We start from the raw sequence: 24,754 nt of genomic DNA on the forward strand, positions 1-24,754 counted from the left end.
GCGGTACCACGTACTGTGAAGGGATGATGCCCATCGAGATCGTGACCGCCGACGGAGTCGTGCGCGGTCGAGCGGGCCGCAGCGTCGTGCGCTGGCGCGCCCTACCGTACGCGGCCCCTCCTGTCGGCGACCTGCGCCTGCGCGCACCCCAGCCGGTGCGTCCCTGGGCCGGCGTGCGCGCGGCCGACCGCTTCCGTTTCGCGGCGACCCAGCACCCCAGCGGGGCCCGCATCGGCCCGCGCACCTGGCAACCGGTGGGCGAGGACTGTCTCACCCTGAACGTCACCGCCCCGGCGGCATCGTCGGACACGCCGCGTCCGGTGATGGTGTTCATCCACGGCGGCGGATATGTCATCGGCACCTCTAGCATGTACTCCGGCGCCCGCCTCGCGGTCCGTGGCGACGTGATCGTGGTGTCGGTGAACTACCGGCTCGGTGGTCTCGGCTATGTCGACTTCAGCGAATTCTCCACGCCGGAGCGCCCTTTCGACGCGAACCTCGGACTTCGCGACCAGGTGGCCGCGCTGGAATGGGTGCAGCGCAATATCGCTGCCTTCGGTGGCGACCCCACCAATGTGACCATCTTCGGTGAATCGGCGGGTGCGCACGCCGTGGTGAGCTTGATGGCCACCCCCGCCGCGCGCGGCCTGTTCCACCGCGCCATCGCCCAGAGTGCCCCCGCCGACTGGACGATGACCCGGCAGGACGCGCACCGTTTCGCCCGCCGCTGCCTCGAGCGACTGGGTGCCGACCCGGCCGACGCCGTCACCGCCCTCACCACCACCTCGGCGAGCGCGCTGTGCCGGGCCACCGACCGTGCGCTGGGTCGGGCCATGCGCGAGGAACCCGGCAGCTTCGCCTACGCCCCGGTCGCCGACGGCGAGTTCCTGCCCGAGGCGCCGCTGGACGCGATCGTCGCCGGCCGGGCGCACCGGGTGCCGCTGATCGTCGGCACCAACCGCGACGAGGCGACCCTGTTCCAGCGTTTCGTGAAAGCGGTACCGCACACCGAGGACCAGCTGGCCACGACCTTCGCCCGCTGCGAAGCCGGTGCCCTCGAACGTGTCGCCGCCTGCTACCCCGGCTACCCGAGCCCGGCGACCGCCGTCCGCATCGGCGGGGACTTCATGTTCCTGCGCCCCACCCTCGAGGTCCTCGAAGGACACAGCCCCCACGCACCCACCTACGCCTACCGTTTCGACTTCGCCCCGCGCGCACTGCGATTGGCCGGTTTCGGCGCCACCCACGCCCTCGACCTGATCCCCGTCTTCGGCTGGGTGAACACCCCGGTCGGGCGCATGATGACCGCGGCAGGCGGGTACCGGGCGTTCCTCTCGGTCCAGCGCGCCATGCAGGACAACTGGCTCAGCTTCGCCCGCACCGGCAGCCCCCTGCCCGCCTGGCCCGCCTACACCGCCGACCACCGGGCCACCCAGATCTTCGACCACCCCACCCGCGTCCTCATCGATCCCGACCCGGCCATCCGCCGTGCGTGGCAAGGCGTGCGCATCGCCGCCCCGACCGACGGGCAGACCAGGACGGAGAACGCCGGATGACCCTCGACCAGGACACCGGTGCGCGGCGCCTCACCGCACTGCTCACCGAGGACCCACAGGTCAGGGCCGCGCGCCCCTCCGACGAGGTGCACGCCACCGTCACCACACCCGGATTGCCGCTCGGTGAGATCGTCGAAGCGGCGATGACCGGGTACGCCGACCGGCCCGCGCTCGGGTTCCGGCGCACCGAACTCGTGCCCGACGCCTGCGGGGGAGCGGTGCGGCGGATCGTCCCCGACTTCGAGACGATCACCTATCGCACACTTTGGGACCGGGCGCGGGCGGTGGCGGCGGCGTGGTACGCCGACGGGGTGCGCGCCGGAGACTTCGTGGCGATGCTCGGATTCACCGGGGTCGACTACACGGTGCTCGACCTGGCCGTGATCCACCTCGGAGCGGTGGCCGTGCCACTGCAGTCGGGCGCGAGCTCGACCCAGCTGCGTTCGATTCTCGACGAGACCACACCGAAGGTCCTCGCGGTCGACATCGCGTATCTCGGCACAGCTGTCGAGGTGATTTCCCCGGGTGCCACGACACTCGTGGTGTTCGACTACTTCGCCGACGACCACCGGCATCGCGAACTACTCGACGAAGCGCGCCACGACTTCCCCGGAACACGCACTCTCGCGGACACTGTCGAACAAGGGCTGGCCGCCGCGCCTGCCCCCCGCCTGGAACCCGACGACGACGCGCTGGCTCTGCTGATCTACACCTCCGGCAGCACCGGAACACCCAAGGGCGCGATGTACACCCGCCGCCTCGTCGCCGCGGGGTGGCAGCCGGTGCGCCCGTACGCGGTCATCAACCTGAACTTCCTGCCGATGAGCCACATCGCGGCCAGGCTCACCCTCAACGCCGCCCTCGCCCGGGGCGGCACCGCCTACTTCACCGCCGCACCGGACACTTCGACACTGTTCGACGACATCGCCCTGGTGCGGCCCACCGAGATCTTCCTCGTCCCGCGCGTGTGCGAGATGATCCAGCAGCACTACCGCCGCACCCGCGAACACCACCCCGAACTCACCGACGACCAGGTGAAAACGTCACTGCGCGAACAACTCCTGGGTGGTCGCCTGCTGACGGTGTCGTGTGGGAGCGCCCCCATCGCACCGGAACTGCGCGCGTTCGTCGAATCGGTGCTCGAGCTGCGTCTGCACGACGGCTACGGGTCGACCGAGACCGGGGGTGGCGTCATCTTCGACACCCGGGTCATGCGCCCGCCGGTGCTGGACTACAAGCTCGTCGACGTCCCCGAACTCGGCTATTTCGGCACCGACAAGCCTTACCCGCGTGGCGAACTGCTGCTCAAGACCACGACCATGATCGCCGGTTACTACCGGCGCCCCGAGGTCACCGCCGAGGTGTTCGACGCCGACGGTTTCTGCCGCACCGGCGACATCGTCGCCGAACTCGGCCCGGACCGGCTGACCTATGTGGACCGGCGCAACAACGTCATCAAGCTGTCGCAGGGTGAGTTCGTGACGGTCTCGCGTCTGGAAGCGGTGTTCGCCGGCGAGGATCCGATCCATCAGATCTATGTGTACGGCAGCAGTGATCGCGCGTTCCTGCTCGCCGTCGTCGTCCCCGCCCGCCCGCTGCCCGCCGAACAGGCCAAGGCCGCGATCAGCGACGCACTGCACCGGGCCGCGGTGCGGGCACAGCTGGAACCGTACGAGATTCCGCGCGCCTTCCTCGTCGAACCCGAACCGTTCACCGTCGACAACGGACTGCTCTCCGGGGTGGGAAAGCTGTTGCGGCCCAAGCTGAAAGAGCGCTACGGACAGCGCCTGGAACAGCTCTACGACGATCTGGCCGGACGCCAAGACGACGAACTGCGCCGGTTACGTGCCGACGCCCCCGGCCTCGCCGTGTCCGAGGTCGTCACACGGGCAGCGGGCGCGATACTCGGCTGCGATCCCGCCGACCTGCGCGCCGACACCCGATTCTCCGACCTGGGCGGTGATTCGCTTGCGGCGCTGTCGTATTCGACACTGCTGCGCGAACTCCTCGACGTCGACGTCCCCGTCAACGTCCTGCTCGGCCCCGACAGCACTCTCGCCGCCCTCACCCGCTACATCACCGCAGGCACCGCGACCCTCGACGCCGAGGCGATCCACGGCCGCGGCGCCACCGAGATCCGGGCGGCGGATCTGACCCTGGACAAATTCCTCGACACCGGCACCATCACCGCGGCCCCCGACCTGCCGAAGGCCGCGACGCCCGCGCGGACCGTGCTGCTCACCGGCGCCAACGGCTACCTCGGCCGATTCCTGCTACTGGACCTGCTCGAACGCGTGGCCTCGCTCGGTGGCACCGTGATCTGTGTGGTGCGCGGCGTCGACGCCGATTCGGCGCGCGCCCGCCTCGACGCGGCCTACGACAGCGACCCCACCCTCACCGAACACTTCCGGGCGCTGGCCGACCGCGCCCTCGAGGTACTGCCCGGTGACATCGGTGCACCGGAACTCGGTCTGCCCCAACAGGTATGGCAGCGCCTGGCCCGCGACGTGGACCTGATCGTGCATTCGGCGGCGCTGGTCAACCACATGCTGCCCTACCACCAGCTGTTCGGACCCAATGTGGTCGGCACCGCCGAGATCATCCGGTTGGCCGCGACCACCACCCGCAAGCCGGTCGGCTACCTGTCGACGGTGGCCGTCGCCGCCCAGATCACCGACTTCACCGAAGACGGTGACGTGCGGACGATGAGCCCTGTGCGCCGCCTCGACACCGGCTACGCCAACGGCTACGGCAACAGCAAATGGGCCGGTGAGGTGCTGCTGCGTGAAGCCGCCGACCGGCTCGGGCTGGCTGTCGCGGTGTTCCGGTCGGACATGATCCTGGCCCACCGCCGCTACCGTGGTCAGCTCAACGTGCCCGACGTGTTCACCCGATTGCTGCTCAGTGTGCTCGTCACCGGGCTGGCACCGAAGTCGTTCTACCGCACCGATTCCGAGGGGCGGCGCCGTCGTGCCCACTACGACGGGCTGCCCGCCGACTTCGTCGCCGCCGCCGTCACCGCTCTGGCCCCGACAGCCGGATACCGCACCTACGATGTCGTGAACCCCCACGACGACGGCATCTGCCTCGACGACTTCGTCGACTGGCTGATCGAGGCCGGGCACCACATCGACCGCATCGACGACTACGACGAATGGTTCGAGCGCTTCAGCACCGCCCTGCGCGCCCTGCCCGAACCGCGACGCAAACACACCCTGCTGCCGTTGCTGCACGCCTACCGGCATCCGGCCCGCCCGCTGGCAGGCTCGGCGCTGCCCGCCGACGGCTTCCGCGCCGCCGTGCGGGCTGCCGAGATCGCCGGCGTCCCGGACATTCCGCAACTGGGACGCGACCTGATCGGCAAGTATGTGCGCGACCTGGCTCAGCTCGGACTGCTCGACACCGGCTCGGTGTCGGCGTAGCCGACGGGCCGCAACGCCGGGTCGGGGGCGAACGAGGTGAGCCCGACCCGGCGGTACTTGCCGGCCAGCCGTTCGTAGCGGCGGCGGTTGCGAGCCATCGGTGAATCGGTGACGGTGGCGGGCAGCCGGTCGAACGCGGTCCGCAGCAGCGCGGTGAGTAGCCGGAACTCGGTGTCGTGGCGGGCTGTCCAGGTGATCGGCATGCGGGCCCGCACCTTCGGGTGCATGATGCCGCACCCGAGCAGCATCACCACATGGCTCAGCACCGGCGAACCCACCCGCCACAGCGGACCGGTGAGCGCGGGCAGGAAATCCGGGCGCGGCGCGTGGCGTACCGACGCGGTGGCCGCTTCGAGGGCCGGGGTCACCCGCAGTTCCTCGGCGGCCATCCGTTCGTAGTGGGCGACCAGCTCGCGGTAGTCCTCGATCGGAGCGTTGCGGCCGCGCAGGTGCAGCCCGGTTGTCTTGCGCCGGTAGTGATCCCAGAGGGCCTGATTCTGCGCGGCCGTCGGCTCGGTGTTGGTCAACGCGATATAGGCGCCGCGCTGAACGAAGAACGTCGAGTACAGAATCCAGTTCCAGGCCTGCGGTTCGAACGCCGAATAACGTTGCCCGTCGGGGGCGACGCCCTTGACCGCACGGTGCAGCAGCATCAGGCGCTCGGCCTCGGCGGCCGCGTCGGCCTCGGTGCCGTGGTAGATGAGCTGGTCGGCGGCGGCGGTGCGCACCGCACGCGCCCACGGCTGATACCTGGACCGTCCCGTCGCCTCGAGCGCCGCCGACACCGGTGGCAGCATCGGCTGGTCGAACAGCCCGACGGCGAACAGCCCGAACAGCACCGACCCGCCCACCCGCTCGAATCTCTCGACCGCAGACGAAACATCGTGCGGCACACCATCATCGGTAGAGGCGGGCTGATGAGACACGGGACAGGTCATCGGTGAACTCCTTTGTTCCGGCGCCGCGACCGCATGGGTCCGGTCGGCACCCCTCCGCAATTCTGGTGCCATGCGACACCAGAAAATCGTGTGGTGTCAGCGTGCACCACAATGGGGTCATGGTCAAGAGCGAGGACACCGCGACGTCCCCCCGCGCCTACGGGGGAGTGGCGGCCGACGAACGCCGCGCACGCCGGCGCGCGGCCCTGCTCGACGCCGCCCTCGAGCTGCTCGCCGCCGAGGGTGCGCCCGCCGTCACCAAGCGCGCGGTCTGCGCACGAGCCAAGCTCAACGACCGCTACTTCTACGAACAGTTCGCCGATCGCGACGCCGTGCTCACCACCCTCGTCGAAGAGCTCACCGCCGAGGGCATCGCCGCCGTCGTCGCGGCCACCCACGCGGCCGAACCCGACATCCACAGCCAGGTCCATGCCGCCGCCGATGCCGCGCTCGGCTTCCTGCTCGACGACCCACGCCGCCACGCGCTGCTGCTCAATGCCCACAGCACCGAAGCTCTACAGCGGGCCCGGCTCGCCACCCAGCACGCCATCGCCCGGGCTATGGCCGCGGTCAGCCGCGAGCTGCACCCGTCACCGATGTCCACGCCGCTGGACACCGACATGGCCGCCTACACGGTGGTCAGCGGAACGCTCGAACTCGTCGCGGCTTGGCTACGCGGGGAATTCGACACCACCCGCGCTCATCTCACCGACCTGATCGCCCGTCAATTGCTGCAGGTCGAAACCGTCCCCGGCGTCTAGGGGGCCACCATGCGCGCGGCCGCCAGGACGGTCGCCGCGCGCTGGGTCGCCACGTGTTCACCACCGGCTTGGGCGGCATGGACGGCGGTGGTGCGGGCCAGGTCGGTGAGCATGCGCAGCAGCAGTGCCGCCGGGATATCGGGGGTCACGAGCCCCTCGCGCTGCCCGCGCCGCAGCTCGGCCAGCTTGCTCGCCACCATCTCGCGCAACGCGCGCGCCACCTCCTCCTCGGCCGGTTCCAGATCGGCCCAGGCCTGCAAGCGGGCATCGTCGGGATTGGCGAGGAAATGGTCGAAGAGGCGTCCGACGTAGCCGGGCAGATCCTCGGCGCGCATGGCGGTGCGGGCGGAGGCTTCGCTGGCCCAGCGTTCGGTGACGGCGGCGTAGAGCTCCTTCTTGCCGGGGAAATAGGCGTAGAGGCGGTCCTTGCTGGCATGCGCGGCCTCGGCGATCCGGTTGATCCGCGCGCCCGCGATGCCGAATTCGGCGAATTCCGCCTTGGCCGCGGCGAGAATTCGCTCCCTGGTTGCCTCACCTGCCGCTCGCATGCGCTGGATGTTACCCCTTGCCGAACCATCTGGTTCGGAACTATGGTCAATCCCGAACCACCTGGTTCGGGTAACGGCGAGACGAGGACACCCATGGCCGAACAGCCACGCTGGCAACAACTCCGGGCACAGAACGAGGGTGTGTCCACCGCCGAACTCGACGAGATCTGGACGCGGCTACGCCCGGCCCGCGCCGAGGACATCCTCGGGCAGTGGCGCGGCGACGCCTTCCAGACCGGTCACCGGCTGTGCAAAGCGCTGCCCGCCAGCCGCTGGTACGGCAAGACCTTCCTGGCCCTCGACGACGCCAAACCACTGATCTGCCGCGCCGAGGACGGCACCCTGTTCTCCAATGTCGAGATGGGGCAGGGCGAGGCGACGCTGTGGAACATCGAGTTCCGCGGTGAGGTCACCGCCACGATGGTCTACGACGGTCGCCCGGTGTTCGACCACTTCAAATGGCTCGACGACAACACCCTGATGGGCATCATGAACGGCCGCCCCGAACTGGTCCTCGCGGGCGGGCAGTACTTCTACTTCCTGCTGGAACGGGACAGCTGATGCGCACCACGGCCGTGCTCTCGCGCGACCCGTCGGCGGACTTCTCCGTCGAGACGGTCGAGATCGACGAGCCGCGCGCCGGGGAGATCCTGGTCCGGATGGCCGCCACCGGCATCTGCCACACCGACCTGGCCACCCGGCGCGCCGGTGCGGCCGACCGGCCGATCCTGCTCGGGCACGAAGGTGCCGGGGTCGTCGAGGCCGTCGGGCCGGGAGTGCGCGCCGTCCGGCCCGGAGACCACGTCGTGCTCACCTTCCGCCACTGCGGCGACTGCGCCAACTGTGGCGCGGGCCGACCCGCCTACTGCCTGCACGCGACCACGCTGAACAACTTCGGTCGCCGCGCGCACGACACCCCTCGGGTACTGGTCGACGGGTCACCGGTGATGTCCGGGTTCTTCGGCCAATCCAGTCTGGCCGGCTACGCGCTGAGCAGCGAGGACAACACCGTGGTCGTCGACCCCGCCGTCGACCCGGCCCTGGCCGCGCCGTTCGGGTGTGGATTCCAGACCGGAGCGGGCGCGGTCCTCAACGTGCTTCGCCCCGAACCCGGCGCCCGCCTCGTCGTCTACGGTGCGGGCGCGGTCGGCATGGCCGCCCTGCTCGCCGCGCGCACGGTGCCCGACGTCGAGGTGGTCGTCGTCGAAACATCCTCCTCGCGCAGGGAACTCGCCCTCGAGCTCGGTGCGCGCGCCGCCGTCGACCCCGCAGGGGAAGCGACGGCGCCGCGGGTGCGTGAGCTCACCGGCGGCGGCGCGACCCACGCCGTGGACACCACGGGAATACCGGCCGTGCTCGGCGACGCGGTCGCCGCCCTCGGTATCGGCGCCACCGTGGTCGCCGTCGGTCTCGGCCGCGGTGCCCCACCCATCGATGTCGGCGATATCGTCTTGCAGGGCAAGACGATTCGCGGCTGTCTGGAAGGCGACAGCGTTGCCGCGACCTTCATTCCCCACCTGCTGGACCTGCACGCGCAGGGCCGGTTCCCGGTCGATCGACTCCTCAGCCGCTACCCCGCTTCCGACATCGCCGCCGCTCTGCACGATCAGCGCACCGGTAAGGTCATCAAGCCGGTGCTGACATGGTGAACGGCCCGACCCGCGAGACCGAGGACAACGCATGACGATTCTCCACAGCGAAGACCTCGCGACCGAACCCGCAGCGAGTGTGGACGCCGCCCGTGCCCAACGGCGCCAGGTGGTGCTCGACGCCGCCCGTGACGTGTTCGTCGCCTACGGCTACCACGGCACGAGCATGGAGGACATCGGCAGCCGCGCGGGCATGAGCAAACCGGTCCTCTACACCCATTACGCGAGCAAACTCGACCTCTACCTGGCGGTCCTGCAGCGCTACCTCGACCGCATGGTCGAGGGTGTGCGCAACGCACTGGCAGGCACCAAGGGCGAACAGAAGGTGCGCCGCGCGGTCGGCGCCTACTTCGATTTCGTCGACGAGGACGCGGGCGGGCACACGCTGGTCTTCGAATCACCGGTGCCGAGCGAACCGTGCGTGCAGTGGCGGGTGCGCGATGCCATGAACACCTGCGCGGTCCTGGTCAGCGCCGAGCTGCGCGCCGCGGGCATGGACGATGTGCGCGCTTTCGCGTGCGCGTTCAGCCTCGTGGGCGCCAGCCACTCCACGGCACGGCACTGGCTCGACGCGGGCCGCCCGATCCCCAAGCACGAGGCCGTCGAGATGACCGTGACCCTGTGCTGGCACGGGCTGTCGTCGGTGGGTGTCGTCAACCGCGACACCAAGGGCTCAGCCCGCTGACGCGGTGAGCGGCAACGGGCTGCCGTCGAGCAGTTCGTCGCTGGGCAGCTGCCCGACCAGCACCGCGAGTGCGCGTTTCCAGCGACGGACCACGGCTTCGCGTTCGCCGAGGGTGCCGGTGAGCATGGCCGTCATCGACAGGCCGGTGAGCAGGTCGATGGTGAACTCCACCAGCAACTCCGCGCGCGGGTCGGCGGCATAGGGCTCGCCGAGCACCTCCAGGTAGAGCCTGCGCATCTCGGTGAACACCCGCTGTTCCTCGTGCACGAGCCGGTCGCGCAGTTCGGCGTCGGTGCGCGCGGCCACCCACAGGTCAAGGGCGGTGAAGAAGGCCGGGCTGTTCAGGTCGCGCCAGGCCAGGTCGACCACCGACTGCAGCCGGTCGCGGCCCGGCGGGAGCAGTTCGGCCTCGCGACGGAACTGCTCGAGCCGCTGGTCGACCACCTGGGTGGTGGCGGCCACGAGCAGCTCGGCGCGGGTGGGGAAGTGGTGCTGCACGGTGCCGCGCGCCAATCCGGCGCGTTCCTGCACGGCGCTCACCGTCGTTGCCGCGTAGCCGCTTTCGAGCAGGCACTCGGCGGTGCAGGCCAGAATGCGGGCCCGGGTCGAGGCGCGGCGTTGCGCCTGGGTGCGGCGGGGGCGTTGCTCGGTCACGCAAGAAATCGTACGCCCTGACGAATAGTTGCGCGATACTGTGAGCGCGGTCTCCGACACACCCGGCGATAACTCGCTATTGACGGGGGAGTCCCGGGCTGGTGAAATCAAGAAACCGTACGCAGTAACTGTTTCCTGCACGAAGGGCTGCGATGACGCAGATCTCCCACCACCGCCGCGGAACCGGCACACCGATCGTGCTTGTGCACGGTCTCGGCAGCCGATGGCAGGTATTCGCCCCGATCATCGACGCGCTGGCCGCCGAACACGAGGTGATCGCGCTCGACCTGCCCGGCTTCGGCGAGTCGCCGATCGTTCCCGGCGTGGAACCGGGACCACGCGGGTACGCGACCTGGCTCGCGCAGTGGCTGTCCGACAACGAGATCGAGCGCCCCCACCTGGTGGGCAGTTCGATGGGCGGCGGTATCGCGCTGGAACTGGGTCGCACCGGAATCGCCTCGGCGGTCACCGCGTTCTCCCCGATCGGTTTCTACGACCGAGCCGGACTGCGATGGACCAAGACACTGCTCACCGGCATGCGCGGCGCCGCGCGGGCAGCGGGCCCGGTCCTGGCCCGATCGGTGGATCACCGGGCCGGACGGGTGCTGCTGCTCTCGGCCATGTTCGGCCGCCCGACCCTGGTCACCCCGACCGCCGCGCGGCTCGACCTGGCCGGACTCGCCGGAGCCGACGCGTTCACCGCCGCCCGCGACGACTTCGACAACTACGTGCTGTCACCGGACCAGGACTTCGGCGCACTCACCGACATCCCGGTGACGATCGCCTGGGGTACCCGCGATGTGGTCCTCGTGCACCGCACCCAGAGCGCCCACGCCCGATCCGTGCTCCCGTTCGCCCGGCACATCGACCTGCCCGGCTGCGGGCACCTGCCGTTCAGCGACGCGCCGCGCGAATGCGCGCGTCTGATCCTCGAGAGGAACGCATGACACCGTCCATCGCGGTCATCGGCAGCGGTTTCGGCGGCCTGGCCGCCGTCATCGAACTGAAGAAGCGGGGCTTCGACGACATCGTCGTCTTCGAGAAGGCCGACGAGGTGGGTGGGGTCTGGCGCGACAACACCTATCCCGGTGCCGCCTGTGACGTGCCCTCGCCGTTCTACTCGTTCTCCTTCGCGCCCAATCCGCGCTGGCCGCACCGGTTCTCGCGCCAACCCGCGATCCTCGACTACATCCGCGGGCTCGTGGACACCTACGATGTGCGCCGCCACCTGCGTCTGGGCACCGAGGTGCTCGGCGCCGCCTACGACGACGCGACCGGCAAATGGACGGTGTCGCTGGTCGGCGGTGAAACGGTGATCGTCGACGTCGTGGTCTCCGCCGTCGGGCAGCTCTCGCGCCCGGCCCTGCCCGACATCCCGGGCCGCGAGACCTTCGCAGGCAGCAGTTTCCACTCCGCCCAGTGGAACCACGACGTTGACCTCACCGGGAAACGGGTCGCGGTGATCGGTACCGGTGCCAGCGCGATCCAATTCGTCCCCGAGATCCAGCCACGCGTGGGCAGTCTGACCGTCTTCCAGCGCACCGCGCCCTACATCATCCCGCGACCGGACCGCGAATTCGGGCGCCTGCACCACCGGATGTTCGAGAAGGTGCCCGCCACGGAGCTGGCCGAACGCGGCACCTGGTACGGCGTCGTCGAAGGGCTCAGCCTGGCCTGGGTCTACGCCCGGCCCCTGGCCCGCGCCATCCGGGCCTGGTCGAAGTGGCACATGCGCCGCCAGACCAAGGCGGTGCCGGGTTTGTTCGAGAAAGTGTGGCCCGGCTACGACGTCGGATGCAAGCGAATCCTGTTCTCCGACAGCTACCTTCCCGCGCTCACCGAGCCGAACGTGGAACTGTGCACCGAGACGATCAGCGAGATCACGCCCACCGGTGTCCGCACCGTCGACGGACGTGAGCACGCGGTGGACGTCATCATCTGGGGGACCGGGTTCAAGACCACCGAGTTCCTCGCACCCATGACGATCACCGGAGCGGGCGGCCGCACGCTCGGCCAGGAGTGGCAGGCGGGGGCGCGCGCCTACTACGGCGTCACCGTGCCCCGGTTCCCGAATCTGTTCATCATGTACGGGCCCAACACCAACACCGGTGGCGGCTCGATCATCTACTTCCTCGAGGCACAGGCGAAGTACCTCGGCCGCTACGTCGCCCATCTCGCGGCGACCGGCCGGCCCCTCGCCGTGCGCCCCGAGGTGGAGAAGGCCTACGACGCCCGCATACAGGAACTCCTGGCAGACAGTGTGTGGAGCCGGTGTTCGTCCTGGTACCGCCAGGCCGACGGCCGCATTACCACCAACTGGCCCCTGCTGGGAGTCCAATACCGCAAACAGGCGCGGTTCGATCCCGCCGATTACGAGGTGATGGTTCCATGACCAGCTACGACTACGACGTGATCGTCGTCGGCTCCGGATTCGGCGGCAGCGTGACCGCCCTGCGCCTGACCGAGAAGGGCTACCGGGTGGGTGTGCTCGAATCCGGTCGCCGCTGGAACGCCGAGGACTACCCGAAGACGAACTGGAATGTGCCCAAAGCGATCTGGGCACCACGCCTGGGGCTGACCGGCCCACAGCGCATCAGTGCGCTCGGCAAGTGCCTGGTGTTCAGCGGTTCCGGTGTCGGCGGTGGTTCGCTCATCTACGGCAACACCCTCTACGAGCCGCTGCCCGAGTTCTACCGCGACCGCGCCTGGTCCCACATCACCGACTGGAAATCCGAACTCGCCCCCTACTACGACCAGGCCAAACGGATGCTCGGCGTGGTCGAGAACCCGAAACTGGGCCCCAAGGACGACGTGCTGCTGCAGGTCGCCACCGATCTCGGGGTGGCCGAGACCTTCCACCGCACCCACGTGGGCGTGTTCTTCAACGAAGGCGCCGAAGGGGTCGAGGTCGAGGACCCCTACTTCGGTGGTGCCGGACCGCGCCGCGCGGGCTGCATCCACTGCTCGGAATGCTTCACCGGCTGCAAACACAACGCCAAGAACACCACCACCCTGAACTACCTGCACCTGGCCGAAAGCCAGGGCGCACAGGTGCATCCGCTGACGACGGTCACCTCGGTGACCCCCGACGGCACCGGCGGATACCGGGTGGAGACCGTGCGCTCCAACGGCCTGCTGCGCAAGGACCGCCGCACCTTCACCGCCGAACAGGTGGTGTTCGCGGCCGCCGCGCTCGGCACCCAGAAGCTGCTGCACACCCTGCGCCGCAATGGTGCCCTGCCCGAATTGTCTTCGCGGCTCGGTGAATTGACGCGCAGCAATTCCGAGGCGATCATCGGCGTCACCAGCAAGACCCGGCGCCACTTCGCCCAGGGTGTGGCCATCACGTCCTCGATCCACCCCGAACCTCAGACCCACGTCGAGGTCTGCACCTACGGCAAGGGGCAGAACGCGCTGTTCGTGCAGACGGTGCCGATGGTCGACGGCGGGGCATTCCGGTTCCTGCGATTGCTGCTGACCATGCTGCTGCATCCGGTGCAGTTCCTGCGGTCGCAGAACGCGCGCGGTGCCTCGGAGCGGTCGGTGATCCTGCTGGTGATGCAATCGCTGGACAACTCGCTCACCTCGTATCTGAAGGGGCGACGGCTGGTCACCAAACAGGGTGCGGGAGAACCCAATCCGGAATGGATCCCGCTCGCCCATGACATCGCCCGCCGTTACGCCGGCAAATCCGATGCCATCACGGGCAATATCGCCACCGACATCTTCAATATCCCCGCCACCGCCCACTACATCGGCGGCTGCACCATCGGCGATTCCCGCGACACCGGGGTCATCGACCCCTATCAGCGGGTGTACGGGTATCCGGGGTTACACATCGCCGACGGCAGCGCCATCACCGCCAACCTTGGCGTGAACCCGTCACTGACCATCACCGCCCAGGCCGAACGCGCCATGGCGTTCTGGCCCAACAAGGGTGAGGCCGATCCACGCCCCGAGCTCGGGACCGCCTACCGGCGCATCACCCCCGTCGCGCCGAGCCGTCCCGCCGTCCCGGCGGATGCCCCCGGCGCCCTTCGCCTGCCCGTCTGAGAGGAACCCGCATGTCCGCCGCCGACCGTCTGGCAGCACTCGAACCCGCCTGCCGCCGCGACGACGCGCTCGCCCTGTTCGACAGCCTCCCACCCGTCGCGCCCACCGACCTCACCGGCCGTTGGCACGGCCGTGAACTGGCCACCGGCCACCGGCTCGACGGCCTGCTCGCGGCCTCCGGTTGGTACGGCAAACAATTCGACGGCCCCGACAACGTTCACCCGCTGCTGTTCGCGACCCCCAAGGGCGACATCTTCCCGGTCGACCCGAAACGCATCCCCCTGGGACTGGTCGACAAGATCCCCACCGCACTCATCGAGCAGACCCGCAAACGCCTCGACCTGTTCGCGCCCACGCTGCGCACCGCCCGGCATCGCGCCCGCCTGCGGGAGATCAACCACCGGGGCACCGTCACCACCGCGATGATCTACGACCATCTGCCCATCATCGACACCTTCCGACGTGTCGACCCCACCACGGTCCTTGGCATCATGGACTACCGGCGCCTCCCCGACCCCTACTTCTTCATCCTCACCCGCGACTGACCGCGCAGGTCAGCGCGCGAACGCGACACCGGCGCCGACACCGACGACCATCGCCCCACCGACACCGCCCACAGCCTCGAGCCGTCGCGGTGACCGCGCGAACCATCCCCGCGCGGTCGCCGCGGCGACGGCCCACACACCGTCGCAGGTCATCTGGATGAGCAGGAAGATCGCGCCGAGAATCAGCATCTGCACCGGCAGCGGTCCCGCCTCGGGGGCGGTGAACTGCGGCAGGACCGCGCCGAAGAACACCGCAGTCTTCGGGTTGGTGGCACCGACGATGAACCCCTGCCGCATAGATCTCCCACCGCTGTCGGTGCTTGCGGTGAGCACCAGCTTCTTGCGGTCACGAATCGCCGTGACGCCCAGGTAGATCAGATAGAGCGCGCCGATCACCTTGACCGCCGTGAACAGGATCGTCGAGGTCATCAGCACAGCGCCGAGCCCGAGCGCCACGACGGCCAGGGGGATGACGGAACCGGCGACCGAGCCGAGAACCGACAGCAGTGCCTGTCTGCGCCCCAGCGTCAGCGCGCGCCCGATCGCGAACAGCACATTCGGGCCGGGGATCACGATGATGAGCAACGCCGCACCGGCGAAGGCGATCACATGGGGGATCGGCACCATCATCCGAACCTAACAGCGCGCAGTCCCTGACGGCGCGGATCGGGAACGACATCCGGGGGCGGACGGCCTGGTTGTGTCGCTACCGGTTTGCCGGGTATCTGCCGTTCATGGCACATTTTCGTCGCTGGGGAGCTGTCTACCTGCTGATGTTGCTGTTCATCGGCTCGTGGGGCGCGCAGTTCGTGTTCCAGCTCATCGAGTACCGCAACACTCAGCAACAGCAGGGGCAACCATTCCAGTGGTCGGGGTATTGGCCGGAGTTCCTGGCCAGCACCTTCGAGAACTGGCAGAGCGAATGGTTCCAACTGGTCTTCCAGGCCGTGCTGCTGCTCGGGGCCAAACATTGGATATTCCGCGTCGACGCCGAGAACGCCGAACGCATCGAATCCAAGATCGACGATCTGCGCGCCTATCTCGTCCCGCCCGAGCGGCAGACCGAGGTGCCCGGAGACTGACACCAGCGTGCCCGGCCCGCACCGCGGACCGGGCACGACAGGTTCATCCGCGCGGTTCGATCCGATCCCAGGCGCGGTGCTCACCCAGATCGGTGACCACCTGCGTCACGGTCTGCGGCGCCTCGGCCACCGCGACACCCGGCGCGTCGGCATCGACACCGTTGCGCTGGAGCAGACTCGCCGCCGCACCGACGGCCGCGATCGCCTTCCCGTGCCGCCACATCTCGTTGACCAGCACATCCACCCTCGGATCGATCGGCGCGCCCAACGCGATCAACCCGTCGAACTCGATCGAGCGCATCGTGGCGAACGTGCGGTCGACCTTGCGGCCCTCCACCTCGCCGCCGTGTGCGGCGACCAGCAACGGCCGCACCTTGGCCTGTTCCAGATCGGCGCACACCTGCTGCACCGCCCCACCGGCACTGGTCTCGTCCACCAGCACCGCCACGGTCCGCCCGTCGACCGGGAACGCCCCGCGCTTCTGCGACAACGCCGGACTCGGCGCCAGATCGACGGTGTTGGCCGTCGGCGCGGGCACATCGACACCGAGCTGATTCGCCACATACCCGGCCAGCTGTTCGTCGACATTGACCAGCATCTGCACCGCGCGCTCGCGCACCGTCACCGACGTGCACTTGCCCAGTTCGAACGAGAAGGCATCGGCCAGGCGGTGCTGCTCACCGGCGGTGAGGCTGCGATAGAACATGCGCGGCTGGGAGAAATGATCGGCGAACGACACCTGCGCCTTGTCGGTGTTCGCCGAGGTGCGCAGCTTCGCCTGCGGCGGCGGAATCGGGGTCGGCGATTCGACATACGCCTCACCGGCGAAACTGGCCGCGTACGGGCACCCGCCGTCGAGCGAATTCGGTTTGTAGGGTGCCAGGCCGGTGTGCACCGCGGTCTGGTGCATGCCGTCGCGGAACATGTCGTTGACAGCGGTGTGGGGGGTATTGATCGGCAACTGCGCGAAATTCGGTCCGCCGAGCCTGCTGAGCTGGGTGTCGAGGTAGGAGAACAACCGGCCCTGCAACAGCGGGTCGTCGGTGACCTCGATACCGGGCACCAGATGACTCGGGCAGAACGCCACCTGTTCGGTCTCGGCGAAGAAATTCACCGGATTCGCCGTCAGCCGCAAGGTGCCGATCACCTGCACCGGCACCAATTCCTCCGGCACGAGCTTGGTCGGATCGAGCAGATCGATATCCTCGAACACCTGCTCGGGGGTGTCGGGAAAGACCTGGACACCCAGATCCCACTCCGGGAAATAGCCCGCCTCGATGGCGTCCGCCAGATCGCGGCGATGGAAATCGGGGTCGAATCCGGCGGTGAGCTGCGTTTCCTCCCACAGCATCGAATGCACACCCAGGCGCGGCTTCCAATGGAACTTCACCAGGCTCGTGGCACCGTCGGCGGCGACCAACCGGAAGGTGTGGACACCGAATCCCTCCATCATCCGCAGCGACCGCGGCAACCCACGGTCGGACATATTCCAGAAGGTGTGCGCGGTGGCCTCGGTGTGCAGGGAGACGAAATCCCAGAATGTGTCGTGCGCGGATTGTGCCTGCGGGATCTCCCGGTCCGGATGCGGTTTGGCCGCGTGCACCACATCGGGAAACTTGATCGCCTCCTGGATGAAGAACACCGGAATGTTGTTGCCGACGAGGTCGTATACGCCTTCCTCGGTGTAGAACTTCGTCGCGAAACCGCGCGTATCGCGCACGGTGTCGGCCGAACCGCGCGAACCGAGCACCGTGGAGAATCGCACGAACACCGGCGTGCGAACGTCGGCGGCGAGGAATTTGGCCCGGGTCAGCGAGGCGGCGGCACCGTTGGACACGAAGACACCGTGCGCACCGACACCACGCGCGTGCACGGCCCGCTCCGGAATGCGTTCGTGGTCGAAATGGGTGATCTTCTCGCGCAGGTGGAAATCCTGCAGCAGCACCGGACCACGAGGTCCGGCTTTGAGCTGATGATCGGTATCGGCTTGGCGCAGCCCTTGCGGAGTGGTGAGCGCGTCACCCTGCTGGGCCCGGATATTCGCCTCACCCGCAATGGGTGCGCCGGTGGGACTGCGCAGCTCCGGCCCCTGTTGGTCCGGTTTCGGACCGGGCGGCTCGCACTGCCCGCCGTCTTCGTCCGGCGGCACCGGCGGGCGCGTGAACTCCGGGGGAATGTGCTGCTGCTCTGTCATCTATGCGCAACCCTTCTGTCCTGGATCGACGTGCTCGCATCGGGAAAACACCTACTGGCGGATACCGCCTCGAGGAGTCGGCAAACCACACGATTGGGCTGTCGGATCGGGGGTACGCGCAGACCAGCGGATCCCATCGAAAGGACGGCCCGGCCATGAACGATGCCGCTCTCCCTCATCATCACAAATTTCCCGACACCGAACGCACTACCCGCTCGCATGTCGGCGAATCCATCGAAGACGCTTGGAACTGGCCCGGGTTGATCCTGATCGGCGTCGGCGTCGTGTTGTTGGCGCTCACCCTCACCGCAGCCGGATACGGCTTCGAAGGTTGGGCCGTGATCGCCGGAATTCTGTGCGTGGTGTGCCTGCTCGGCGGCGTGGGTATCGTGCTCGCCGAACACCGCCGGATCAAAGCCCACGAAGGGTTGCGATTACGCGACCCGTGCGGGCACTGACCTGTTTGCCGATGCCGATGGGAGGTAGTCCGATCGGAGACCCCGTTCCCGGCGAGGAGGACTTCGATCATGGGATTTCCCGAACAGCAGCAGCAGGTTCCCGGCATCCAATCGAAAATGGACCCCGTGCCCGATTGTGGGGAGAACAGTTACCAGGGATCGGGCAAATTGACGGGCAAAGCCGCTGTCGTCACCGGTGCCGACAGCGGAATCGGCCGTGCGGTCGCCATCGCGTACGCCCGTGAAGGCGCCGATGTCCTCATTTCCTATCTCGACGAACACGACGACGCGAAAGAAGTAGCCGACCTGGTGACCAAGGCCGGCCGCCGTGCCGTGCTGATGGCCGGTGACCTGTCGGACGCCGCGCACTGCCGTGCGGTGATCGACAAGGCCGTCGAGGAATTCGGTCGAGTCGATGTGTTGGTGAGCAATGCCGCCTTCCAGATGTCGCACGACGACATCACCGAGATCAGCGACGAGGAATTCGCCTACACGTTCGCCCTCAATGTCGGTGCCTACTTCCACCTGGTGAAGGCGGCGCTGCCCCATATGGGTCCCGGTTCGTCGATCATCGGCAGCTCGTCGGTGAACTCCGACATGCCCTCCCCGACGCTGGCACCGTATGCCGCCACCAAGGCCGCCATCGCGAATTTCTCGGCCAGCCTGGCGCAGATGCTGGGGGAGAAGGGAATCCGGGTCAACAGCGTGGCTCCGGGCCCGATCTGGACACCGCTGATCCCGTCGACCTTCCCCACGGAGAAGGTGAGCAAGTTCGGTGACGACACCCCACTCGGCCGGGCCGGCCAACCCGCGGAGCTGGCCCCCGCCTATGTGCTGCTCGCCGCCGACGACGGCAGCTACATCTCCGGCGCCCGCCTCGCTGTCACCGGCGGACGCCCGATCCTCTGACCCCTCGCCCGGCCTACCGGTGGCTCACTGGTAGGCCGGGTACTGGTTCGCTCGCAACAATCGGGCCAGATGCGCGGCATTACGCGCCATCGCCGCCGTGGTCGTGCGCACCGCCTCCGGGGTGTCGGGCAGATCCTTGAAGTCGGTGCCGCCCATCGCTTCCCCGTTCCAGTAGGTGCAGCCCTGCGCCGGAATGGTGAATCCGATGTCGTCGAGAGCCTGGAAGGTGTCGGCCACGATCTTGTGCGCACCGTCCTCGTTCCCGACGACGGCCGCGATCCCGACCTTGCCCAGCATGACGGGCCTGCCCGCGTCGTCGGTGTCGGACAGCTCGGCATCCAGACGTTCCAGCGCGCGCTGGGCCACCGAGGACAGATGACCCAACCAGGTGGGCGTCGCGATCAGCACGATATCGGCGTCGATGATGCGGCGCCGGATCTGCGGCCACTCGTCGCCCTCGCCCTCGTCGGCACTCACCCCCGGTCGCACCTCGAAATCGGCGATACGCACCGTCGACCCGGCCACATCGTTGGCGGCCAGCTCGGCCAGCACCTGGTCGGCCATGAGCTGACTGCTGGATTCGGCGGGCGACGGCTTCAACGTGCAGACCAGCGCCACTGCGCGCAACTGTTCGGCGGCCACGACAACACTTCCTCTCGCTCGATGATCAGGACTGGCGGACAACCCGGATGTTGTGCAGCTGCGGATCGCTGGCATCGGGCACATTCATCCCCGCCTCGACACCGGAACGCAGGTACTCCACGACCGTGTCACCGATCCGCTCACCCGGCACGATCGCGGGAATGCCCGGCGGGTACGGCGTGAGCTGTTCGGCCGCGATCCGGCCCGGCGCCTTGTCGATGGGCACCATCTCGGTGGGGGCGAAGAAGGCATCACGCGGCAGCATCACCGTGTCGAGCTGCAGATCCTGCGGGGACGGCAGCGTGATGTGGTGCGGTGCGGGGTTCAGACCGGCCCGGCGCCACAGCGCGAGCGCGTCGATGAGTGCCTCCGCGGAGGTGTCGTCGTCGGCCATCGACATCGTCGCCAGAATCCGGCGGTGATCGCTGAGGCCCACATCGAGGTGGTGATGCTCGCGCAACCAGTCCGCCGCCTCGTACCCGGTGGCGCCGGTCTCGGAGACATCGACGAGCACCTGCAGCAGATCCAGATCGTGCGAGGCCTCCACGCCGAGCAGCTCGTCGTGCATCACCGTCAGGCCGCTGATCCGGTCGATCTCGGCGCGGGTGCGTTTGGCCAGGTCGAGTGCCTGCCCCAGTAGGTCGTGCCCGAATTCGACCATCTGCCTTCGCCATCCGTCGAGCGCGGCGTAGATCAAGACGTTCGGGCTGGTGGTCATCAGCAGATCCGCGCAGCGGCGCAAACGGCCGGGATCCACGAGATCGCCCTGCAGGTGGAACACCGAACCCTGTTCGAAACCCATGCCCATCTTGTGCACGCTCACCACGCACACATCGGCGCCCACATCCATCGCCCACGTGGGCAATTCGGGATGGAACGGTAGGTGCGCGCCCCAAGCCTCGTCGACGATGACCGGTTTGCCGCGCGCATGGCACACCTCGGTGATGCCACGCAGATCCGCGCAGGTGCCATACGGACTCGGGCACACGATCACCGCGCCCGCCGCGTCCGGATGCTCCTGCCACGCCTGTTCCACCTGCTCCGGTGACGGCGGATGGGAGAAGTGGCGTTCGGCATCCCAGCGCGGGCTGATCCAATGCGGCTGGACGCCGGAGAAGATCAGGCCGGCGACGATCGACTTGTGGCTGTCGCGCGCCACCAGCAGGCCGCCGTCGTTGCCGCCCGCCACCGCCATCATCGCGGCCTTGACCGACAGCGAGCTGCCGCAGGTGGAGAAGAACGCCGTCTCGGCGCCGACGGCGTCGGCCATCAGGTCCTCGGCCTCGGTGAGGTAGCCGTTGCGTGCGAGCCGGTCGTCGAGTCCGCCGTTGGCCAGCAGATCGGCGGCGAAGGCATCGGCACCGAGCGCCGCGAGAACCCGGTCGTCCACCCCGCGACCCTGTCGGTGCCCGGGCGGGGTGAACCCGTACCGGTGTTTGTTGCGGTAGTCGGCGACCGCGGCGACGAGCGGGGCTGTGCTGTGGTCCATGCCGGGGTAATAGCCGATCGGTTGCGGCCGAAACGACGCTGTGTAGGTGCCCCGGCACGGGGTACCTGCCCGACGACCGGCGTTTCCGACCCCGTGAGGAGGCTGCGATGACCACCCCGATGTGGACCAGCCCACCCATTCCCGAACCGCGAGACCCGATTCCGCCCACCCCCGATCCGGCACCACCGCCGGATCCCGGTCGACCGCCGCCGCCACCGGAGCCGGGCCACCCGCTGCCCGGTGACCCACCACCCGGACCGGGCCCCGGACAGCCACCACCCCCGGATGTTCCCGACCCGTTTCCCCCGATTCCGACACCGGGGGAGCCACTGCCCGAACCGGGCGCGGCGGCGCCGTGTTGAGCGCCGCGCCGGGTGAGCGGACGCGATCGGGCACTGTGTGCGTACCCGGGTCCCGGTCGCGAGATACTTCAGGGATGAAGCACAGTGAGGGTCTATCGACGGGCGGTGCGCAGTCACTGCGGCGCGTGCTCGGCGAGGGCAGGGCGCAGGACGCGGGCGGATTCAAGTTCTGGTTCGCCGACCAGCGCTGGGAGTGGTCCGACGAGGTCGCCCGCATCCACGGATACGAGCCGGGCACCGTCCACCCCACGACCGCACTGTTGTTGTCGCACAAGCACCCCGACGACCGCGCCCACGTCGCCACCATGATCGAGAAGTCGGTCACCGAGGGCGAACCGTTCTGCAGTACCCACCGCATCCTCGACACCGCAGGCGTCGTGCACGACGTGATCGTCGTGGCCGATCAGATGGTCGACGACGCGGGCAGCGTCATCGGCACCACCGGCTACTACATCGATGTCACCGACACCCTCGAGCGGCGCCGCAAGGAAACCCTCGACGACGAACTGCCGAGTCTCTACGCCGCCCGAGCCGTGATCGAACAGGCCAAGGGCGCGGTGATGCTCGTCTACGGGATCAGCGCCGAGCAGGCATTCGACGTACTCACCTGGCGCTCACAGGAGACCAACACCAAGCTCCGTGCGCTGGCCGGGCGCCTGGTCGCCGAACTCGGTTCGCTCACCGATGTGTCCGGCGTTCTGCGCACCCGCTTCGATCATCTGCTGCTCACCGTCCACGAACGGGCCGAACAGCGCGAGAAGGGCACGGACTAGACGACGTCACGGTCGGGTAACCTGCGACCACGACAGGCAACACAGGGAGGCGGCATGCGAGCGGAGGATCGCGAGACCGCGCCCCGGTCGACAACGGTCGGGTTTCAGGTACCGGCGGAGCTCGAGCAGCTCACCATGGTCCACGCGCTGGCCGAAACAGTCCTGCTGGTAGGCGGTTTCGCGCTCGACGAGGTCACTGATCTGCTGCTGGCGCTCGACGAGGTGGTGACCGCCCTCGTCCTCGCCGCCGCACCGGAGGCCCTGATCGATTGCGCGTTCACCGGTGGCGGCGGGGCACTCGGAGCGCGGGTCTCGACCGTCGCGCGCAGCGACGAAGCGATCGACGAGGATGCCTTCGGCTGGCATGTCGTGGCCACCCTCACCGACGCGCTGCGCACCGAATACGGCCCGTTCGACGCGGCCCGCAACGGCTATCCGACCACCGTCGAATTCGGCTGGATCCGCCGCTCGCACGGGCCGGTCGGGGGGTGATGCGGACACCGGGATCGAAAGCGTAGGCTTATTTCGCATACAGATCGGGTAATCCAGAAGCATCCGACCCCACGGAATCGGAGGCACATGTGATGACGACTGCTCAAGCGACAACAGCCAACGACTCGACCGTCCGACGCTCCCACTCAAAAGGTGACAGCTACGACAACATCGAACCGTGGTTCGAGAAGCTGCAGGCACTTTCCCCGAACGACCCCCAGCGTGAACCCCTCCGCGAAGAGGTGATCAGGCTGTGCCTTCCCCTGGCCGACCATATCGCCCGCAAATTCGCCGGGCGCGGTGAACTCTTCGACGACCTCGAGCAGACCGCCCGCGTAGGGCTGGTGCTCGCGGTCGACCGTTATGACGTCAGCCGCGGCTCCTCGTTCCTTTCCTTCGCGATCCCCACCATCATGGGCGAGGTTCGCAGGCATTTCCGCGACCACACCTGGGCGGTGCGCGTCCCGCGCAGGCTCAAGGAGATCCAGCTGCGGATCGGTCCGGCCACCGAGGAACTGTCGCAGCGACTGGGCCGCGTGCCCAACGCCCGCGAGCTCGCCGACGAACTCGAGGTCGAACTGGTCGAGGTCACCCGCGCGCTGGTCGCGGGCAACGGCTACCAGACCAACTCCATCGACGGGGTCACCCAGGACGACCGCGACAACTCCTCGCAGCCGATCACCGAGACCCTCGGCGCCGAGGAACACTGCTACGAGCTCACCGAGGACGCGATGGCGGTGCGCCCGCTGATCGCGGCTCTGCCCGAGGAAGAACGCGACGTGCTCATCATGCGGTTCTTCGAGTGCAAGACCCAGAACCAGATCGCCGAGCACCTCGGCGTCTCCCAGATGCAGGTGTCTCGCATCCTGTCGCGCACCTTGAGCTCGCTGCGCGAACAGGCGCTCACGGAGCAGACACCTGTGCCGTGACAGCAGCGGCCGAGCGTGCCAGAATTGCCTTAGGTTGAGACTTCCAGCCGACCCCGGTCTTTGTGCTATCCACACCCGGAACGTCGGTTGCGCGGTGGCATGAAACCGGAATCCCCTGTCGTCCAGGAGGTTCTATGTCTGTCGTCACGGATCCGCGACGCTCGAGCAGGTTGCGTTGGTACCGCGGCTCCGCGGCGCACGACGAAGCCCTGCTTCGCGTCGATCCCGGCAGACAAGGCTGCTGGGTACTGCGGGCGGGCAGCGAACTGGACGCGGCCCGGCAGCCGCAATTCTGCGCACTGCTCGACCGGGCGGTGCGATCGGGAGCCCGAGTGGTGGTGCTCGACCTGCGCGGCACCGATTTCCTCAGTATCCGGCTGGCCGCGCTGCTCGGACCGGCGAAAGCCAATGCCTGGAAACACGGGGTCGAGCTGCGACTGCTCGTCGGTGGGCTGGAGGTGGAACGCGCGCTCGAGCTGGCGGGCGTGCGGCCGTTGTTCCGTCACTACAGCTGTGTCGACGATGCCTCCGACCACCCCGTCGATGTTTGACCGGCCGACCGGCGGGTAGGCGCAGTGGGATCGACCCACCCGTTACCACCCGACATCGGTGA

25 protein-coding genes are annotated in these 24,754 nt (G+C 68.3%); 18 read left to right on the top strand and 7 right to left on the bottom strand.

Annotation, left to right across the window (positions count from 1 at the left end; all coding sequences use genetic code 11):
- The first annotated feature begins 23 nt into the window (after positions 1-23).
- Together HYG95_RS07005 and car are read left to right on the top strand one after the other, a co-directional pair.
- Entirely contained in the window at positions 24-1,556 is a 1,533-nt protein-coding gene (locus tag HYG95_RS07005; RefSeq protein ID WP_181697174.1) for a carboxylesterase/lipase family protein, read from the top strand.
- A complete protein-coding gene (car, locus tag HYG95_RS07010) occupies positions 1,553-4,978 on the top strand; it encodes a carboxylic acid reductase (protein ID WP_181697175.1) in 3,426 nt (1,141 codons plus the stop codon). Before HYG95_RS07005 ends, car begins: the two co-directional genes overlap by 4 nt.
- Here the strand turns inward: car and HYG95_RS07015 are convergent.
- Positions 4,939-5,916, bottom strand: a complete 978-nt coding sequence (locus HYG95_RS07015; protein WP_181697176.1) for an oxygenase MpaB family protein — start codon at positions 5,914-5,916, stop codon at positions 4,939-4,941. The genes car and HYG95_RS07015 overlap by 40 nt on opposite strands.
- 119 nt (positions 5,917-6,035) lie before the next feature.
- Between HYG95_RS07015 and HYG95_RS07020 the strand changes: the two genes are divergently transcribed.
- Positions 6,036-6,677, top strand: a complete 642-nt coding sequence (locus HYG95_RS07020; RefSeq protein WP_181697177.1) for a TetR family transcriptional regulator — start codon at positions 6,036-6,038, stop codon at positions 6,675-6,677.
- Here HYG95_RS07020 and HYG95_RS07025 read toward each other — a convergent pair.
- A complete protein-coding gene (locus HYG95_RS07025; protein WP_181697178.1) occupies positions 6,674-7,225 on the bottom strand; it encodes a TetR family transcriptional regulator in 552 nt (183 codons plus the stop codon). The two genes, HYG95_RS07020 and HYG95_RS07025, sit on opposite strands and share 4 nt — an antisense overlap.
- A 93-nt stretch (positions 7,226-7,318) precedes the next feature.
- On the opposite strand from HYG95_RS07025, the gene HYG95_RS07030 reads away from it, so the two are divergent.
- Genes HYG95_RS07030 through HYG95_RS07040 form a run of 3 tightly spaced genes read left to right on the top strand, consistent with a single transcriptional unit; the run spans position 7,319 to position 9,559 of the window.
- A complete protein-coding gene (locus HYG95_RS07030) occupies positions 7,319-7,786 on the top strand; it encodes a DUF4334 domain-containing protein (RefSeq protein ID WP_067489764.1) in 468 nt (155 codons plus the stop codon).
- Complete coding sequence (locus HYG95_RS07035; protein ID WP_181697179.1) at positions 7,786-8,874, top strand: NAD(P)-dependent alcohol dehydrogenase; 1,089 nt, start codon at positions 7,786-7,788, stop codon at positions 8,872-8,874. Before HYG95_RS07030 ends, HYG95_RS07035 begins: the two co-directional genes overlap by 1 nt.
- Before the next feature lie 31 nt (positions 8,875-8,905).
- Positions 8,906-9,559, top strand: a complete 654-nt coding sequence (locus tag HYG95_RS07040) for a TetR/AcrR family transcriptional regulator (protein WP_181697180.1) — start codon at positions 8,906-8,908, stop codon at positions 9,557-9,559.
- On the opposite strand, the gene HYG95_RS07045 is transcribed toward HYG95_RS07040, so the two are convergent.
- Positions 9,548-10,213, bottom strand: coding sequence for a TetR/AcrR family transcriptional regulator (locus HYG95_RS07045; protein WP_067489773.1), 666 nt, complete (start codon positions 10,211-10,213; stop codon positions 9,548-9,550). The genes HYG95_RS07040 and HYG95_RS07045 overlap by 12 nt on opposite strands.
- Before the next feature lie 152 nt (positions 10,214-10,365).
- On the opposite strand from HYG95_RS07045, the gene HYG95_RS07050 reads away from it, so the two are divergent.
- Genes HYG95_RS07050 through HYG95_RS07065 form a run of 4 tightly spaced genes read left to right on the top strand, consistent with a single transcriptional unit; the run spans position 10,366 to position 14,811 of the window.
- Positions 10,366-11,160, top strand: a complete 795-nt coding sequence (locus HYG95_RS07050; protein ID WP_181697181.1) for an alpha/beta fold hydrolase — start codon at positions 10,366-10,368, stop codon at positions 11,158-11,160.
- Positions 11,157-12,605 (top strand): NAD(P)/FAD-dependent oxidoreductase, encoded by a 1,449-nt coding sequence (locus tag HYG95_RS07055; RefSeq protein WP_181697182.1) that lies wholly within the window; start codon positions 11,157-11,159, stop codon positions 12,603-12,605. Before HYG95_RS07050 ends, HYG95_RS07055 begins: the two co-directional genes overlap by 4 nt.
- On the top strand, positions 12,602-14,266 hold the full coding sequence (locus HYG95_RS07060; RefSeq protein WP_181697183.1) for a GMC oxidoreductase: 1,665 nt from the start codon (positions 12,602-12,604) through the stop codon (positions 14,264-14,266). The genes HYG95_RS07055 and HYG95_RS07060 overlap by 4 nt, the downstream gene beginning before the upstream one ends.
- Before the next feature lie 11 nt (positions 14,267-14,277).
- A complete protein-coding gene (locus tag HYG95_RS07065) occupies positions 14,278-14,811 on the top strand; it encodes a DUF4334 domain-containing protein (RefSeq protein WP_181697184.1) in 534 nt (177 codons plus the stop codon).
- 9 nt (positions 14,812-14,820) lie between these two features.
- Here the strand turns inward: HYG95_RS07065 and HYG95_RS07070 are convergent, their stop codons facing one another.
- A complete protein-coding gene (locus HYG95_RS07070) occupies positions 14,821-15,438 on the bottom strand; it encodes a LysE family translocator (protein ID WP_181697269.1) in 618 nt (205 codons plus the stop codon).
- 107 nt (positions 15,439-15,545) lie between these two features.
- Between HYG95_RS07070 and HYG95_RS07075 the strand changes: the two genes are divergently transcribed.
- The gene (locus HYG95_RS07075; RefSeq protein WP_067638546.1) at positions 15,546-15,893 is read left to right on the top strand and encodes a DUF6766 family protein; all 348 of its coding nucleotides are present in this window, start codon (positions 15,546-15,548) and stop codon (positions 15,891-15,893) included.
- 43 nt (positions 15,894-15,936) lie between these two features.
- Here HYG95_RS07075 and HYG95_RS07080 read toward each other — a convergent pair whose 3' ends face one another.
- Positions 15,937-18,087, bottom strand: coding sequence for a catalase (locus HYG95_RS07080; protein ID WP_181697185.1), 2,151 nt, complete (start codon positions 18,085-18,087; stop codon positions 15,937-15,939).
- A gap of 155 nt (positions 18,088-18,242) precedes the next feature.
- Between HYG95_RS07080 and HYG95_RS07085 the strand changes: the two genes are divergently transcribed.
- Entirely contained in the window at positions 18,243-18,545 is a 303-nt protein-coding gene (locus tag HYG95_RS07085) for a hypothetical protein (protein ID WP_181697186.1), read from the top strand.
- A gap of 69 nt (positions 18,546-18,614) precedes the next feature.
- Entirely contained in the window at positions 18,615-19,454 is an 840-nt protein-coding gene (locus HYG95_RS07090; RefSeq protein WP_181697187.1) for an SDR family oxidoreductase, read from the top strand.
- 24 nt (positions 19,455-19,478) lie between these two features.
- On the opposite strand, the gene HYG95_RS07095 is transcribed toward HYG95_RS07090, so the two are convergent.
- Both HYG95_RS07095 and HYG95_RS07100 read right to left on the bottom strand, forming a co-directional pair.
- Positions 19,479-20,096, bottom strand: a complete 618-nt coding sequence (locus HYG95_RS07095; RefSeq protein WP_356982830.1) for an NAD(P)H-dependent oxidoreductase — start codon at positions 20,094-20,096, stop codon at positions 19,479-19,481.
- A gap of 25 nt (positions 20,097-20,121) precedes the next feature.
- The gene (locus HYG95_RS07100; protein ID WP_181697189.1) at positions 20,122-21,585 is read right to left on the bottom strand and encodes an aminotransferase class I/II-fold pyridoxal phosphate-dependent enzyme; all 1,464 of its coding nucleotides are present in this window, start codon (positions 21,583-21,585) and stop codon (positions 20,122-20,124) included.
- A 107-nt stretch (positions 21,586-21,692) separates the two neighbouring features.
- Between HYG95_RS07100 and HYG95_RS07105 the strand changes: the two genes are divergently transcribed.
- From HYG95_RS07105 to HYG95_RS07125, 5 genes are all read left to right on the top strand, one after another.
- The gene (locus HYG95_RS07105) at positions 21,693-21,947 is read left to right on the top strand and encodes a hypothetical protein (protein WP_181697190.1); all 255 of its coding nucleotides are present in this window, start codon (positions 21,693-21,695) and stop codon (positions 21,945-21,947) included.
- Between the two features lie 74 nt (positions 21,948-22,021).
- Positions 22,022-22,720: a PAS and ANTAR domain-containing protein gene (locus tag HYG95_RS07110; RefSeq protein WP_181697191.1), complete on the top strand. Its 699-nt coding sequence runs from the start codon at positions 22,022-22,024 to the stop codon at positions 22,718-22,720.
- A gap of 54 nt (positions 22,721-22,774) precedes the next feature.
- Positions 22,775-23,212: an anti-sigma factor gene (locus HYG95_RS07115; protein ID WP_181697192.1), complete on the top strand. Its 438-nt coding sequence runs from the start codon at positions 22,775-22,777 to the stop codon at positions 23,210-23,212.
- A gap of 92 nt (positions 23,213-23,304) precedes the next feature.
- Positions 23,305-24,141: an RNA polymerase sigma factor SigF gene (locus tag HYG95_RS07120; protein ID WP_181697193.1), complete on the top strand. Its 837-nt coding sequence runs from the start codon at positions 23,305-23,307 to the stop codon at positions 24,139-24,141.
- A 134-nt stretch (positions 24,142-24,275) separates the two neighbouring features.
- A complete protein-coding gene (locus HYG95_RS07125) occupies positions 24,276-24,692 on the top strand; it encodes an STAS domain-containing protein (RefSeq protein ID WP_181697194.1) in 417 nt (138 codons plus the stop codon).
- Positions 24,693-24,754 lie beyond the last annotated feature (62 nt).

The organism is Nocardia sp. GTS18 (assembly GCF_013839555.1).
Lineage (GTDB): Bacteria > Actinomycetota > Actinomycetes > Mycobacteriales > Mycobacteriaceae > Nocardia > Nocardia rosealba.

Coding starts and splice junctions, on each gene's coding strand:
- HYG95_RS07060 (WP_181697183.1), top strand. CDS start 12,602: ATGACCAGCTACGACTACGACGTGATCGTCGTCGGCTCCGGATTCGGC.
- HYG95_RS07115 (WP_181697192.1), top strand. CDS start 22,775: ATGCGAGCGGAGGATCGCGAGACCGCGCCCCGGTCGACAACGGTCGGG.
- HYG95_RS07050 (WP_181697181.1), top strand. CDS start 10,366: ATGACGCAGATCTCCCACCACCGCCGCGGAACCGGCACACCGATCGTG.
- HYG95_RS07075 (WP_067638546.1), top strand. CDS start 15,546: ATGGCACATTTTCGTCGCTGGGGAGCTGTCTACCTGCTGATGTTGCTG.
- HYG95_RS07055 (WP_181697182.1), top strand. CDS start 11,157: ATGACACCGTCCATCGCGGTCATCGGCAGCGGTTTCGGCGGCCTGGCC.
- HYG95_RS07030 (WP_067489764.1), top strand. CDS start 7,319: ATGGCCGAACAGCCACGCTGGCAACAACTCCGGGCACAGAACGAGGGT.
- HYG95_RS07005 (WP_181697174.1), top strand. CDS start 24: ATGATGCCCATCGAGATCGTGACCGCCGACGGAGTCGTGCGCGGTCGA.
- HYG95_RS07015 (WP_181697176.1), bottom strand. CDS start 5,916: ATGACCTGTCCCGTGTCTCATCAGCCCGCCTCTACCGATGATGGTGTG.
- HYG95_RS07065 (WP_181697184.1), top strand. CDS start 14,278: ATGTCCGCCGCCGACCGTCTGGCAGCACTCGAACCCGCCTGCCGCCGC.
- HYG95_RS07070 (WP_181697269.1), bottom strand. CDS start 15,438: ATGGTGCCGATCCCCCATGTGATCGCCTTCGCCGGTGCGGCGTTGCTC.
- HYG95_RS07085 (WP_181697186.1), top strand. CDS start 18,243: ATGAACGATGCCGCTCTCCCTCATCATCACAAATTTCCCGACACCGAA.
- HYG95_RS07110 (WP_181697191.1), top strand. CDS start 22,022: ATGAAGCACAGTGAGGGTCTATCGACGGGCGGTGCGCAGTCACTGCGG.
- HYG95_RS07120 (WP_181697193.1), top strand. CDS start 23,305: ATGACGACTGCTCAAGCGACAACAGCCAACGACTCGACCGTCCGACGC.
- HYG95_RS07105 (WP_181697190.1), top strand. CDS start 21,693: ATGACCACCCCGATGTGGACCAGCCCACCCATTCCCGAACCGCGAGAC.
- car (WP_181697175.1), top strand. CDS start 1,553: ATGACCCTCGACCAGGACACCGGTGCGCGGCGCCTCACCGCACTGCTC.
- HYG95_RS07080 (WP_181697185.1), bottom strand. CDS start 18,087: ATGACAGAGCAGCAGCACATTCCCCCGGAGTTCACGCGCCCGCCGGTG.
- HYG95_RS07125 (WP_181697194.1), top strand. CDS start 24,276: ATGTCTGTCGTCACGGATCCGCGACGCTCGAGCAGGTTGCGTTGGTAC.
- HYG95_RS07040 (WP_181697180.1), top strand. CDS start 8,906: ATGACGATTCTCCACAGCGAAGACCTCGCGACCGAACCCGCAGCGAGT.
- HYG95_RS07035 (WP_181697179.1), top strand. CDS start 7,786: ATGCGCACCACGGCCGTGCTCTCGCGCGACCCGTCGGCGGACTTCTCC.
- HYG95_RS07025 (WP_181697178.1), bottom strand. CDS start 7,225: ATGCGAGCGGCAGGTGAGGCAACCAGGGAGCGAATTCTCGCCGCGGCC.
- HYG95_RS07020 (WP_181697177.1), top strand. CDS start 6,036: ATGGTCAAGAGCGAGGACACCGCGACGTCCCCCCGCGCCTACGGGGGA.
- HYG95_RS07090 (WP_181697187.1), top strand. CDS start 18,615: ATGGGATTTCCCGAACAGCAGCAGCAGGTTCCCGGCATCCAATCGAAA.
- HYG95_RS07100 (WP_181697189.1), bottom strand. CDS start 21,585: ATGGACCACAGCACAGCCCCGCTCGTCGCCGCGGTCGCCGACTACCGC.